12 protein-coding genes are annotated in these 13817 nt (G+C 39.4%); 9 read left to right on the top strand and 3 right to left on the bottom strand.

What is annotated here, in order from left to right; translation table 11 throughout:
- Nucleotides 1–140: 140 nt before the first annotated feature.
- Together ACTJKC_RS24090 and ACTJKC_RS24095 are read right to left on the bottom strand one after the other, a co-directional pair.
- Entirely contained in the window at nt 141–1562 is a 1422-nt protein-coding gene (locus ACTJKC_RS24090; protein ID WP_440796051.1) for a DUF4270 domain-containing protein, read from the bottom strand.
- Nucleotides 1563–1583: 21 nt separating this feature from the next.
- On the bottom strand, nt 1584–2408 hold the full coding sequence (locus ACTJKC_RS24095) for a glycogen/starch synthase (RefSeq protein ID WP_344852296.1): 825 nt from the start codon (nt 2406–2408) through the stop codon (nt 1584–1586).
- A gap of 149 nt (nt 2409–2557) precedes the next feature.
- Between ACTJKC_RS24095 and panC the strand changes: the two genes are divergently transcribed.
- From panC to ACTJKC_RS24115, 4 genes are all read left to right on the top strand, one after another.
- A complete protein-coding gene (panC, locus tag ACTJKC_RS24100; RefSeq protein WP_344852295.1) occupies nt 2558–3403 on the top strand; it encodes a pantoate--beta-alanine ligase in 846 nt (281 codons plus the stop codon).
- A gap of 165 nt (nt 3404–3568) precedes the next feature.
- Complete coding sequence (gene panD / locus ACTJKC_RS24105) at nt 3569–3919, top strand: aspartate 1-decarboxylase (RefSeq protein ID WP_205057665.1); 351 nt, start codon at nt 3569–3571, stop codon at nt 3917–3919.
- Nucleotides 3920–3923: 4 nt separating this feature from the next.
- Entirely contained in the window at nt 3924–4907 is a 984-nt protein-coding gene (locus ACTJKC_RS24110; RefSeq protein WP_440796054.1) for a lysylphosphatidylglycerol synthase transmembrane domain-containing protein, read from the top strand.
- 391 nt (nt 4908–5298) lie between these two features.
- A complete protein-coding gene (locus tag ACTJKC_RS24115; protein ID WP_344852293.1) occupies nt 5299–6438 on the top strand; it encodes an acyl-CoA dehydrogenase in 1140 nt (379 codons plus the stop codon).
- 73 nt (nt 6439–6511) lie between these two features.
- On the opposite strand, the gene ACTJKC_RS24120 is transcribed toward ACTJKC_RS24115, so the two are convergent.
- A complete protein-coding gene (locus ACTJKC_RS24120) occupies nt 6512–6856 on the bottom strand; it encodes a phage holin family protein (RefSeq protein ID WP_344852292.1) in 345 nt (114 codons plus the stop codon).
- 213 nt (nt 6857–7069) lie between these two features.
- Here ACTJKC_RS24120 and ACTJKC_RS24125 point away from each other — a divergent pair, with 213 nt between their 5' ends.
- From ACTJKC_RS24125 to ACTJKC_RS24145, 5 genes are all read left to right on the top strand, one after another.
- Nucleotides 7070–7306 carry a hypothetical protein gene (locus ACTJKC_RS24125; protein ID WP_440796056.1) on the top strand — a complete coding sequence of 79 codons (237 nt, stop codon included), beginning with the start codon at nt 7070–7072 and terminating at the stop codon, nt 7304–7306.
- 121 nt (nt 7307–7427) lie between these two features.
- Nucleotides 7428–7892, top strand: a complete 465-nt coding sequence (gene rimP, locus ACTJKC_RS24130; RefSeq protein WP_440796058.1) for a ribosome assembly cofactor RimP — start codon at nt 7428–7430, stop codon at nt 7890–7892.
- A gap of 2 nt (nt 7893–7894) precedes the next feature.
- Nucleotides 7895–9139, top strand: a complete 1245-nt coding sequence (gene nusA / locus ACTJKC_RS24135; RefSeq protein ID WP_025143392.1) for a transcription termination factor NusA — start codon at nt 7895–7897, stop codon at nt 9137–9139.
- A gap of 62 nt (nt 9140–9201) precedes the next feature.
- Complete coding sequence (gene infB, locus ACTJKC_RS24140) at nt 9202–12294, top strand: translation initiation factor IF-2 (protein ID WP_440796060.1); 3093 nt, start codon at nt 9202–9204, stop codon at nt 12292–12294.
- 316 nt (nt 12295–12610) lie between these two features.
- On the top strand, nt 12611–13690 hold the full coding sequence (locus tag ACTJKC_RS24145; protein ID WP_344852288.1) for an acyltransferase: 1080 nt from the start codon (nt 12611–12613) through the stop codon (nt 13688–13690).
- Nucleotides 13691–13817: the final 127 nt, after the last annotated feature.

Here is a 13817-nt window from a genome sequence, read left to right on the forward strand (position 1 = left end):
TTTCGGGCGAAGTGTAGCGCAATTGAAAACCACATAAGTGCTCAGTGAAGCTAAAGCCGGTTAAACAGATCTCTCTCCCGTAAAACAAAAAACCTCCTGCTCTTTTTAAGAACAGGAGGTTTTAATCAATGATATCAAAATTAATTAATCTTGGTATAATAGATATTCAGTTTCATTTTATTGGTGGCTGCATTACCGCTTCCAATAATTGATCTTTCTGCCGAAGTTGCCGTTGGAACATTCTGGAAAAGGTTGTAAGAAGTTGGCGCCAGGAAAGTGCCTTCGTCTTTTAGTGTACCATCAATCAGGCTTTGCACATAACTGGTAATGATGAAAATATAACGGTTTTTTGTCGAATCGAAATATCCACCAAACAGGGCCTCGCCAGCCGCTGATATACCAGATGAGCTAACCGCATAATTGTTATAATCCGGAATATTGGATGGTTGATGTGCAATATCCCAACGGTACAAAGAAAGTCTTTGTGCCGCATTAAACGGGTATGCCGGTGCACCACCTCCAAGCTCTACAACCAGTTCAGCTTTATTGATAATCGCTTTACCGTATCTGCCTGTAAAACCTGTTAGTTCATCAAAACTAATTTTTGTTTTAACACCAGCCAGTCCGTGTACGTAAGTTACATCATATGAAGCAGCTGAAGCATCAAGTTGTGTACGTACAGGAGTTCCGGCATAATCGTGTTTAATATTTGCGGCTACACCGGTAATCTGACTGCTTGTATTTAATGCCCCAATCGGGAAGTTTACACTTGCCGTATCAACCCCGCTTGAAGAATTGGTTTTTTTCCAAACCAACTGAACATAAGAATCGGAACCTGTGAAATTAAAGAAAGCAATACCACCTGTACCTGTTGATGATGATTTATTTACCTGTGCATACAATCCTTTAAACGCATTTATAAACTTGGCGTTTGAAGAAGTTCCTGCCGTACCCAGGTTTAAAATGTTGTTCTGGATAAATGTTTTGTTAAGCGGAATCCTGATCTGTGCAGGTACTACTCTTAACGTATCAGCTTTACCGGCAACAATATCATATACTTTAGTTTTGGTATTCGGGGCCAGTTTGCCTGTAAAATTGCCTAACAAGGTATTGTTGATGGCCTGCACATCCGAACTTTTATAATTGGTTACCGTATTGGCCAGTTGGAATACATCTATGCTGTATTTAGAGTTAGTGGTATCACCATAAAATTTGGTCACCGTGCTCGATTCATCAAATTTTAATACTAAAATAGCAGAATCAAGTTGGGGTGCTGTTCCAAAATCATAACTGGTACTTACCGGGTAAACCGTCATGGCGATGCCAGCTTCTGTTTTACCAAAAACAGGATCAACCATATAACCTAACGGATAACGAGGCTGCCCTAAGGTATTTGCTGCAGTTTCTTCAACCAGTTGTGTTTTTACCGGCGATACAACCAGGGTTCCAGTAACCGCACTGCCCGGATCAACATCTAAACCAACACCATCGGGGTTTTTACACGATGCAAAAAGAAAAAGACCTATCAACAGGGTTAATAAGTCTTGTTTTGTAAATTTCATATTTTAATTAATAATACCTGATTATGCTACTGAAACCAATTCATCATTTGAAATTTCTTCATAAAAAGTATAGAAGTTTTCAAAATTCTCGGTTAAGTTAAAAGCTAATGTTGGCTTATTGGAATCTTTAACAAATTTTAACACATCTTTGCTGAGGTTTTCGTCGCCTAAAACCACTGCATCAGAGTGAGTTATGGCACCAATGTGCATGCTGTCGCAATCTGCCGGCAAAAATGCTTTAGTGTCATCTTCCGTCATGTTGGCCATTACTGCTTTAGAAGCGAAACCGGCATTTAATTTTTCAGTAAAGCCATCCTCATAGATCGAATATACTACTTTAGAATTTTTGAAAGTAGGATCGTTTTTATAAGTGGTTTTAATGTAAGCAGGAACCAATGCACTCATCCAGCCATGGCAGTGAACGATATCTGGTGCCCAGCCTAATTTTTTAACCGTTTCTAATGCGCCTTTGCAGAAGAAAATAGTGCGTTCATCATTGTCGTCGAAAAATTTTCCGCTGGCATCTCTGAATACCTGTTTGCGCTGAAAATATTCTTCGTTGTCTAAGAAATAAACCTGCATGCGTGCAGCTGGGATGGAGGCTACTTTAATGATTAAGGGATTATCGTTGTCATCAATAATGATGTTCATTCCCGACAAGCGTATTACTTCGTGTAAACGATTTCTTCTTTCGTTGATGTTACCGAATTTTGGCATCAGGATGCGGATTTCGAATCCTTTTTCCTGCATAGCCTGAGGTAACTGGCGCGTAATTTCAGAAATTTTAGTAAGCTCGAGGAAAGGCGACATCTCGTGTGTAACAATCAGCAGCTTCGTTTTTGCCATCTCCATATTCTAAGAAAATATTAAGTTAAATAAAAGATAATGAGCTGCAAAGGTAAGCATAATAATACTATTTATCAATATAGCAAGCATTTGTTTGGTTTCGTTTAGATTAATTTACACCTTTACGGCTTTAATTTAGATTGTCCGAATTGGAAATATTTAAAACCAAAGCAGCGCTTAAGGCTTTTTTGCAGCCCTTGAAAGCATCAGCTAAAAAAATAGCTTTAGTACCTACCATGGGTGCACTGCACAATGGCCATATATCGCTGATTAAACTGGCCCAGCAAAATGCCGATATCATTATCTGTAGTATTTTTGTAAACCCTACACAGTTTACAGATCCTAAAGATTTAGAAAAATATCCACGCCCCATTGAGCACGATTTAGCCATGTTGGCCGATGCCGGCTGTAACGGCGTTTTTATGCCCAATGTAGAAGAAATGTACCCAACAGGTGCCGATGAAGCCTGGCATATCGATTTGGGCAATGCAGAATTTTTATTGGAAGGCGAATTTAGAAAAGGCCATTACCAGGGCGTAACGCAGATTGTAAAAAAACTTTTTGATGCTGTAGAACCCGATGTGGCCATGTTCGGACAAAAGGATTTTCAGCAGGTGCTGATGATCAAAAATATGCTGGCTTATTTTAAATTGCCTGTCACCATTATTACCTGTCCTATTATTCGCGAAGATGATGGTTTAGCCATGAGCAGCCGGAATATCCATCTATCAGCAAATGATCGTAAAAACTCATTGGTACTGAGTAAATCGCTGCAGTTTGTGATTGATCATTTTCAAGAATACAGTTTAAAGGAACTGGAAGAAAAAGCCAAAGCATTTTATAATAACATAAACGGCGTAGAACTTGATTATTTTACCATTGCTAACGGCGATACACTGGAACCTGCCAAATCAAAAGAAGAAAATAACCTGGTTGCTTTGGTGGCTGCAAAAGTAGGCTCGACAAGATTGATTGATAATATGATTATAAAGTGATGTAAAATGGGAGAGGTAAGATGGATGATGTAGATAATTTAGTGCCAATTTTCATTACCATCATCCGTTTTACATATTTACATAATCCATCATCCGTTTTCCATATTACATCGCCCTTACATTTTTCGTTTTTTTCATCCGGTGCTTTATTAGTAACTTTGCCAGATGGTTATCACAATATTAAAATCGAAAATACACCGTGTTAGGGTAACACAAGCCGAATTAAATTATGTTGGCAGTATTACGATAGATGAGGATTTGATGGATGCAGCTAACATTATTGCTAATGAAAAGGTGCAGATCGTAAATAATAACAATGGTGCACGTTTCGAAACTTATGTAATTAAAGGCGAACGTGGTACCGGAACCATCTGTTTAAATGGTGCTACAGCCCGTTTGGCGCAGCTTGGCGATGTTCTCATCATCATGTCGTACGGCTCACTGCCTATAGAAGAAGCTAAAAAGTACAATCCGATCCTGGTTTTTCCTGACGATAACAACCACTTGCTAAAATAACTTTGTGACATTCGACCTCAAAACGGCGTTAAAGTACATTATCCTGTTTTTAATCGGGGTAGGGGTATTATATTTAGCGTTCCGGGGTCAGGATTTAGGGAAGATCTGGCAGGAAATTAAAACCGCGAATTATTTTTGGGTCATCACTTCGGCATTTGCAGTTTGGATTGCCCACGTTTTACGGGCATTGCGCTGGCAAATGCTTTATCAGTCTATTCATTACAAAGTAAGTTTCTGGAATGCCTACCATGCCGTAATGATCGGATACCTGGCCAACCTTGCCTTGCCGCGTTTTGGCGAAATCGGCCGTTGCTCTGTAATCCATAGAGCAGAAAAAGTGCCCATGTTTGCCTCAATAGGTACAGTAATTACCGAACGCCTTTTTGATGTACTCGTACTTTTTATTACCGGCCTGGCCATGTTGATCTTTCAGCACGATATTGTTGCTGATTTTTTATACGACGCCATTTACCTCAGCCTCGCCAAAAAAGCAAATACCCTTAATTATTGGTGGCTGGTCGTAATTGGTGCTGTTATATTATTACTTATCGCATCAGCCATATATTTTCTCCGTCAAAAATTCAGCAAAAAGTTTCTGCGCATCTTTGTAAGCCTGCGCCAGGGCTTTGGTTCTTACAGCAAACTGAAACAAAAGGGATTATTCCTGATTTATACGTTATTGATATGGGTATTTTATTGTTTATCCATGTATTTTGCTTTTTCATCCATCCAGGCTACTTCCGGGCTGCATTTTAATGCCGCATTTACTGCCATCGTGTTTTCCGGTTTCGCCATGGCAGCGCCGGTTCAGGGCGGTATTGGCGTTTTCCACTGGATGGTTGCGCAATCCCTCGTGCTTTATGGCATCACTTTTAAAGACGGGCTGGCCTATTCAACCATTATTCATTCATCGCAGGTTTTGCTTATCCTCATTTTAGGGAGCCTGAGTTTGTTTTTGGTGCTGGCGAAAAAAACTGACCATCATTAACATTATTATTTTTTTTGGAAAGCAGTTCCGTGGTTTGCAGGTTAACTCCGGCCCCGTCATCCGCTATAGTCCAGATGAAGGATCTGGAACTGCCGCTACTGCCGGGTTTAGTTGGCTGCATGGTGCTACTATCTTTGGTTAAATAAACCTGACCGACAGCGTTATCCGGATTCTTCCATCTGGATTAAGCAAAGGGCAGGGCTATCGGAACCGAAGTATTGCTACCTTTGCTTTCCAAAAAAATAAACCAGATTGATTTTATAGCTGTGACAAACCAATCTAAATACACCACGCCATACAAAATCAATCTAAAAATAAATTACTATGCAACCATAGTAATTTCGATCAGAAATGCTACATTTGATTTACTAACCTTTTATACATAAATGTTATGCATTTTGAATTAAATGAAGAACAATTAATGATCCGGCAGGCTGCACGCGATTTTGCGCAGCAGGAATTAAAGCCTGGAGTAATTGAAAGAGACGAACATCAGAAATTTCCGGCCGAACAGGTGAAAAAACTTGGCGAACTCGGCTTTTTAGGAATGATGGTTGATCCAAAATATAACGGTAGCGGCCTCGATGCTATTTCCTATGTGCTGGTGATGGAAGAGTTATCTAAAATCGATGCCTCCGCCTCTGTAGTAGTTTCGGTAAATAACTCACTCGTTTGTTATGGGCTCGAAAAATACGGAAGTGAAGCACAAAAAGAAAAATACCTGAAACCATTAGCATCGGGCGAAAAAATCGGTGCCTTTTGTTTGTCAGAGCCTGAGGCTGGATCGGACGCCACTTCGCAACGCACAACCGCTGAAGATAAAGGCGATTATTACCTGCTTAATGGCACCAAAAACTGGATCACCAATGGCAGTACCGCATCAACCTACCTGGTTATTGCTCAAACCCATCCCGAACTAAAACATAAAGGAATAAACGCTTTTATTGTAGAAAAAGGGATGGAAGGTTTTACCGTTGGTCCGAAAGAAAACAAACTGGGCATCCGCGGTTCTGATACACATTCTTTAATGTTCAATGATGTGAAAGTGCCCAAAGAAAACAGGATTGGTGAAGATGGTTTTGGTTTTAAATTCGCCATGAAAACCTTAGAGGGCGGACGGATCGGTATTGCTGCGCAGGCCCTGGGTATTGCACAGGGTGCTTTCGAACTGGCTACACAATATGCCAAAGAGCGGAAATCGTTCGGTAAACCCATTTCCGAGCATCAGGCCATTGCCTTTAAACTGGCCGATATGGCTACACAGATAGAAGCTGCGCGGTTATTGGTGTATAAAGCTGCATGGTTAAAAGATCAGGGTTTGCCTTATACCCAGGCCGGTTCTATGGCAAAACTTTATGCCTCAAAAGTAGCGATGGATGTAACCATCGAAGCGGTACAGGTACATGGCGGTTATGGTTTTGTAAAAGAATATCATGTTGAGCGTTTAATGCGTGATGCTAAAATTACCCAGATTTACGAAGGAACCTCTGAGATTCAGAAAATGGTGATTTCGAGGGAAGTTATTCGTTAGTCGTTTAGTCAAAAGTCTGTAGTCCTTAGTCTAATCCGACTCATGACTACAGACTCACGACTTCGGACTGAAACTAATCTTTCTCTCCCGCTACTGCGCTAAACACCGCTTTAATCAGCGCTACTACAATGGCCAAAAATGCGGCTGCAATAAAGCCTGAAGTGTTAAAAGAGGTCATCATGTTATCAACCAGTAAAATCATTAAAACGGTGATAATGAATGATACCAGCCCTAAGGTTAAAAAATTAACCGGGAAGGTTAGTACCCTTAAAATAAAACCGATGGTTGCATTTGCAAGTGCAATCAGCACCGCTGCAATAATCGCGTTGCCATAACCATCAATGCTTACGCCGGGTACCAGTTTCGCCCCGATAAAGAACGCCAGTCCTGTTAAAAGGATTTCGATAATAAATCTCATAATTGTTTATTTTTGTAAATGTTTAAACGCTTTTTAAAATATTCGGTTGTTGTTGCGGTTTTTATGTCTGCGTTTTCTTGTTCGAATAGAAACAACAAACCGGTCATTAAGTTTTCGGGAGATAGCACATCAATAATAATCACAAATATTGATGAGGCAAGTCTCTTGCAGGTTAAAAATACCTATCAGGCTAATGTGGATACTGTTAATATAATGTCGGTTTTGATCATGCCCGGCGAACTCGACAGCATTCAGGACGAACTGGAAGTGGCCGGAAAAGTTAAAATCGTCGGCGATTCACTCATTTTTAATCCCGACCAGCCATTTGTGAAAGGCAAAGATTATTTGGTAGAAAGTTATATCGGGGTAAAATTTGCCACTGTTGGTAACCTGATTACAAGTAGCGCCAAACATAACTTACAGCCACAAAAACAAACACTTAAACGGTAATAATCAGCATAATAATTACAGCAAGTGTTTGATTTTTTCTAAAGATTTACTACATTTGCATCGTAATCGAAGAAAAGAGAAGGGGACAGTGTCCCCTTTTTCTATGAAATCAGGTTAAAATATGCAGGTAGAAAAGAGAGTTGCAGCCCTCGTTGAGGAAAAAATAGCAGACCGCCCAGAACTGTTTCTGGTAGAAGTGAAAATGTTGCCAAACAATAAATTAATTATTCATGTTGATGGTGACGAAGGTATTAGCATACAGGATTGTGTGGCCATTAGCAGGCATGTTGGTTTTCATCTCGAAGAAGAAAATGCAATAGAGCAGGCTTATAACCTGGAAGTTTCTTCTCCAGGTGTTGGTGAGCCTTTAAAACTGATCCGTCAATACAATAAAAATATTGGCCGTACGGTAAGTATTAAGCTGAAAGAAGGCTTGAAAAAGGAAGGGAAATTACTGGCTGTTACAGAAAATAACCTGCAGATTGAAGAATCGGTTAAAGAAAAAGGGAAAAAGGCGGTAGCGATTGAAACAGCTGTGCCGTTTAATGATATATTAGAAACAAGTGTGTTAATTTCATTTAAGTAAAAATGAGTACTACAACAATTAATTTGATCGACTCTTTTCAGGAGTTTAAAGATTTCAAAAATATAGATCGCCCAACTGTGATCAGTGTGCTGGAAGAAGTTTTTCGTAGCATGTTGCGTAAAAAATACGGAACAGACGAAAACTGTGACGTTATCGTAAATCCGGATAACGGGGATTTGGAGATCTGGAGAACGAGAAAAGTAATGGAAGATGGCTTTTCTGAAGATGATGATTTAGAGATCGAGCTTGCTGAAGTTTCTAAATTAGACAGCACTTTGGAAGTTGGCGATGATTATATCGAGCAGATTACCTTAGAGAGTTTTGGCCGCAGGGCAATTTTAGCAGCACGCCAAACCCTGGTTTCTAAAGTATTGGAATTAGAAAAAGACGAAATTTTCAAAAAATATAAAGACAGGGTAGGCGAAATCGTAACCGGTGAAGTTTACCAGGTTTGGAAAAAAGAAACTTTGGTTTTAGATGATGAAGGTAACGAACTTTTAATGCCTAAAACCGAGCAGATTCCGGCAGATTATTTCAAAAAAGGCGATTCTGTAAGAGCAGTAATCTCTAAAGTGGAAATGATCAACGCGAATCCTAAAATTATCATTTCGAGAACAGCACCGGAGTTTTTACAACGCTTGTTCGAACAGGAAGTTCCGGAAATTTTCGACGGTTTAATTACTGTTAAGAAAATTGTACGCGAACCGGGAGAACGTGCTAAAGTAGCTGTAGAATCATACGATGACCGTATCGATCCGGTTGGCGCATGTGTGGGTATGAAGGGATCGCGTATCCATGGCATCGTTCGCGAATTGAAAAACGAAAATATTGATGTGATTAACTTCACAAATAATATTTCACTATACATTACCCGTGCCTTGAGCCCGGCAAAAATCACTTCCATTAAACTGGATGATGAAACCAAACATGCATCGGTTTACTTAAAACCAGATCAGGTTTCATTGGCCATCGGACGTGGTGGACACAACATTAAACTGGCTGGTAAATTAACTGGTTACGAAATTGATGTGTACCGCGAAGCTGGAGAAGAGAGCGACGAGGATGTTGATTTAGAAGAATTCTCAGATGAGATTGATAGCTGGATCATTGATGAATTAAAGGCTATCGGTTGCGATACTGCTAAGAGTGTATTAGCACTTACAGTAGAAGATTTAGTAAAACGCACCGACCTTGAAGAGGAAACCATTAAAGAAGTGGTTCAAATTTTGAAGTCAGAATTTGAATAAGTGGTGTAATTGCCAAATAAACACTACTTTTGTATTAAATAAAAAACAATAACAGGAGCTAAATGTCAGACGACAAACCAATCATTTTAATTAAAGCTATTAAAGAACTTAATATAGGCATGGGTACGGCCGTTGAGTTTTTAAACAAAAAGGGGTTCTCTGCCGAGAAAAGCCCTATGTTTAAACTTACGGGAGACATGTATAATGCCTTGTTAAAAGAGTATCAGGGAGATAAGATCGTAAGAGAAGAAGCCAAACAAATAGTGATTGGTAAAATACGTCGTGACGAGCCTGAGACTGAAAAGCCAGTAGAAGCGCCGAAGAAAAACACCGATTTTGAGAAAAATGAAGAGATTTTAATTAAAAATGCTCAGTCATTTACTCCACCGGCAGAAAAACCAAAGGTAGTTGAAACACCTAAGGAAGAAACACCGGCGCCGGCACCTGCACCAGCTCCTGCGGCAGCAGTTGAGCCAGTAAAAGAAACTAAGGCAGAAGAAAAAGCAGAGGAAACCGGATTACCAGGCGTTAAAATTGTTGGTAAGATTGATTTAAATGATCTTAACTCAAAAACCCGTCCTGTTAAGAAAGAAGAAGCACCTGCTGCGCCAGCGCCTGTTGCTAAAGCTCCCGAGCCAGTAAAACCGGTTGAACAGCCTAAGGTTGAAGAAAAACCGGTTGAGGTTAAAAAGGAAGAAGCACCTGCTGCATCAGCGCCTGCTGTACCAACACCTGTGGTTAAGGCTCCAGAGCCGGCAAAACCAGTTGAACAGCCAAAAGCGGAAGAAAAACCAGCAGAAGCAGCCAAACCGGTAAGCAACGAGCCTGAAGTAATTAAAGCACGTACCGTAAAATTAACTGGTCCGAACATTATTGGTAAAATTGTTTTACCAACAACTCCGGATAGAAGAAACGGTCCGGTAGCATCATCTAGTGATAGTGAAGCTGCTAAACGCAAGCGTAAACGTAAAAAAACTCCGGGAGCACCGGGTCAGCCAGGGCAACATGGTGGCCAGGGCCAGCAAGGACAGAATAATCCTGCAGGTCAAGGTCAGGGTGGTGCACCAGGACAGCCTCGTCAGCCTTATCAGGGTAACAGACCAGGTGGCGGTACTCCATACCAGGGTAACAGACCTGCCGGACAAGGCGGTACTCCTTACCAGGGAAATAGAAACAATAATACTAACAGACCAGGTTTCCAAAATAGAAATGCTACACCAAGCGGACCTAAAGAGGAGCCTACTGAGAAAGAAATTCAAGATCAGATTAAGGCAACACTTGCCCGTTTAAGCGGGGCTGGTAAATCTGGTAAATTTGCACAGCGTGCTAAATTGCGTCGTCAGAAACGTGATGATGTTGCTTACAATGCAGAAGAGGCCGCAAATGAGCTTGAATCGCAATCGAAAATATTAAAAGTAACAGAGTTTGTTACTGCTAATGAGTTAGCGAGCATGATGGATGTACCGGTTACCAAAATTATTGGTACCTGTATGAGCCTCGGAATGTTCGTTTCCATTAACCAGCGTTTAGATGCTGAAACCTTAACAATCGTTGCAGATGAGTTTGGTTATGAAATTCAGTTTGTTAAACCTGATGAAGATGAGGAAAACGTAATTGAAGAGGAAGATAAAGAAGAAGATTTAATCGAAAGAGCTCCGGTTGTTACCATTATGGGTCACGTCGATCACGGTAAAACCTCATTGCTGGATTATATCCGTAAAGCAAATGTGGTTGCTGGTGAGGCGGGTGGAATTACCCAGCACATTGGTGCTTACATGGTAACTACACCAAATGGTAAAAAAGTAACTTTCTTAGATACGCCGGGTCACGAAGCCTTTACAGCGATGCGTGCCCGTGGTGCTAAGGCGGCTGATATTGCCATTATTGTTATCGCAGCTGATGATGCGGTGATGCCTCAAACAAAAGAGGCCATTAATCATGCACAGGCAGCAGGCGTACCATTGGTATTTGCTTTCACAAAGATTGATAAACCGGGTGCTAACTCAGATAAAGTGCGCGAGCAATTATCAACCATGAATATTTTGGTTGAAGATTGGGGTGGTAAATATCAATCGCAGGAAATCTCAAGCAAAAGCGGCTTAAACGTTGATTTACTTTTAGATAAAGTATTGTTAGAAGCTGAATTATTAGAACTTAAAGCGAATCCGAATAAGAGAGCTACAGGTACTGTAATTGAGTCGGCATTAGATAAAGGACGTGGTATTGTAACTACGGTACTGGTTCAGGCTGGTACATTAAGGGTTGGAGATCCGATCCTGGCAGGTAGTTACAGCGGACGTGTTAAAGCATTAACCAACGAGCGTGGCGCTAAAGTAGAATCAGCAGGTCCATCACAACCGGTACAGGTTTTGGGTATGCAGGGTGCACCTACAGCAGGTGACAGATTTAATGCTTTAGAAAGTGAAACCGAAGCACGTGACATTGCAAACAAACGGATGCAGTTACAACGTGAGCAGGGATTACGTACACAGAAACACATTACTTTGGATGAGATCGGTCGTCGTTTGGCTATCGGTAACTTTAAAGAGCTTAACATCATCGTTAAAGGTGATGTGGATGGTTCAATCGAGGCATTGGCCGATTCATTGCTGAAACTGTCTACTGAGCAGATCCAGATTAATATCATCAGTAAAGGTGTTGGTCAGATTTCAGAATCTGATGTATTGTTAGCTTCAGCTTCAGATGCAATTATTATCGGTTTCCAGGTTCGTCCATCAACAGGTGCACGTAAACTGGCCGAAGCAGAGCAGATCGATATCCGTTTATATTCTATCATTTACGATGCAATCAATGAGATTAAATCGGCGATGGAAGGTATGCTGGATCCGGAATTTGAAGAGAAAATTGTGGCTAACGTGGAGATCCGCGAAACATTCAAAATCACTAAAGTGGGTACCATTGCAGGTTGTATGGTATTGGATGGTAAAATTACCCGTAACAGCAAGATCCGTATCGTTAGAGATGGTGTTGTAGTGTACACAGGCGAACTGGCATCGTTAAAACGCTTTAAAGATGATGTGAAAGAGGTGAACAAAGGTTATGAGTGTGGTTTAAACATTCAGAACTTTAACAACATCGAAGTTGGCGATATCGTAGAAGCTTACGAACAAGTAGAAGTAGCTAGAAAACTGTAATTAGTTCTCTATTAAATAAAGTAAGGGCATCAATATAATTGATGCCCTTTTTGTTGTAGCAAAATTATTTTGTGCTGTTTAAAATCTGACTGAATGATGATTTTGTGAATGGTGTATTATATATCAAAAGCATTTACAAAATGACAGGAATTTGGTCGAAATATTGTTTTTATGAAAACCAATGGGTGTTTTGGATATAATTTTTACGGCGGATATTATGTAATATTTTACATACATGAATGTTAAAAGAGTTCTGAATTATTCGGGACTCTTTTTTTTAACAGATATTTGTTGGTTCAACTACCAAAATAATTTAATGCATACCGAAATACAAGAAAAAGGAATCCAGGAAAAAAGGAATTTTGATTTTATAGATACCATCCGTTGTATATCCATGATGGGGATAGTTATGGAACACTGTACCTATAATGGTACCTATATTTTTAATGGCTTTCCACCTAAACACATTGTTTATATCGGATTAATTCAATTTTCTAAATTTGGTACCATATCCTTCTTTTTATTAGCCGGATTTTTATTGGGGAGTAAATTTACAACCTATTCATCCTGGCAATATTTTAAACGACGTTTATCCACAGTATTTCTACCGTGGTTAATATGGTCGCTGGTATTTTTGTGTGCTATCATCATTCAAAATTACATTGCCCTGCATCGGTCAGGCGATTTTCATCTCCGTAAGTTGCTGATAGAAAAAATAGAGATGATTTATCTATTTACCAATTATTGGTTTATTATCAATTTTATGTTTTGTATTGCAATACTCTTATGCTTTAAGAAGTATTTGTACAAATGGTGGCTTGGGGCAATTTTTTTAGTGCTTACTTTAACGTATAGCGCTAATGTATATTTCGAATGGTTTATTACATCGCACACTATCGCAATTTTTGGATTTATTTTTTATTTATGGTTGGGTGCCATTCTTAATAAGTATTGGAGTAAAATTGAAGCCTTTATTAAAAAAACACCATACTATATCTTTATCGGTTTATTTATGCTAACTTTTTGTTTAGCGGTGTTCGATATTATTCATTTAATACAGGTAAAAAGTGAAGATCCGTACAATACACTAAGAATAAGTAATGTTTTCTATTCATTAGCCACTATCTTTTTGTTGTTTAAAATAAAGGAGTTTAGATTTGTCAAATATTTAAAGCCAAGGGAAACTACATTTGGTGTTTATTTAATTCACTATATATTAGTTACGCATCTCTTGCCTGAAGTTTTCAGACCATTCCACATAATTCAATTCAATGAAATGTCTTTGGGTAACATGCTTCTTTATATTGCCTGTAGGTTTACAATTGTTTATTCTGCTACAATGTTGCTCATTGCTCTGATAAGTAAGACTAAAATAAAGTGGATAATTGGCAGATAATTTTAAATCTATTATTAAAAATTTTAATGTTCAGATAATATGAAGTAGGAGCCAGTTAAATGCTTTCTTTTTATTTTGTAGATTTGTTCAGGTGATTCTTTTTAGTGTATTCTTAAACTGTTAAATC

The sequence above is a fragment of the Pedobacter sp. 22226 genome (assembly GCF_052045455.1).
GTDB lineage: Bacteria > Bacteroidota > Bacteroidia > Sphingobacteriales > Sphingobacteriaceae > Pedobacter > Pedobacter jeongneungensis.

Bases quoted from the DNA above. Each gene is read 5' to 3' on its own strand.
- ACTJKC_RS24095 (WP_344852296.1), bottom strand. From the start codon at position 2,408: ATGGCAAAAACGAAGCTGCTGATTGTTACACACGAGATGTCGCCTTTC.
- infB (WP_440796060.1), top strand. From the start codon at position 9,202: ATGTCAGACGACAAACCAATCATTTTAATTAAAGCTATTAAAGAACTT.
- ACTJKC_RS24115 (WP_344852293.1), top strand. From the start codon at position 5,299: ATGCATTTTGAATTAAATGAAGAACAATTAATGATCCGGCAGGCTGCA.
- ACTJKC_RS24145 (WP_344852288.1), top strand. From the start codon at position 12,611: ATGCATACCGAAATACAAGAAAAAGGAATCCAGGAAAAAAGGAATTTT.
- ACTJKC_RS24090 (WP_440796051.1), bottom strand. From the start codon at position 1,562: ATGAAATTTACAAAACAAGACTTATTAACCCTGTTGATAGGTCTTTTT.
- ACTJKC_RS24120 (WP_344852292.1), bottom strand. From the start codon at position 6,856: ATGAGATTTATTATCGAAATCCTTTTAACAGGACTGGCGTTCTTTATC.
- panD (WP_205057665.1), top strand. From the start codon at position 3,569: ATGGTTATCACAATATTAAAATCGAAAATACACCGTGTTAGGGTAACA.
- nusA (WP_025143392.1), top strand. From the start codon at position 7,895: ATGAGTACTACAACAATTAATTTGATCGACTCTTTTCAGGAGTTTAAA.
- rimP (WP_440796058.1), top strand. From the start codon at position 7,428: ATGCAGGTAGAAAAGAGAGTTGCAGCCCTCGTTGAGGAAAAAATAGCA.
- ACTJKC_RS24125 (WP_440796056.1), top strand. From the start codon at position 7,070: ATGTCGGTTTTGATCATGCCCGGCGAACTCGACAGCATTCAGGACGAA.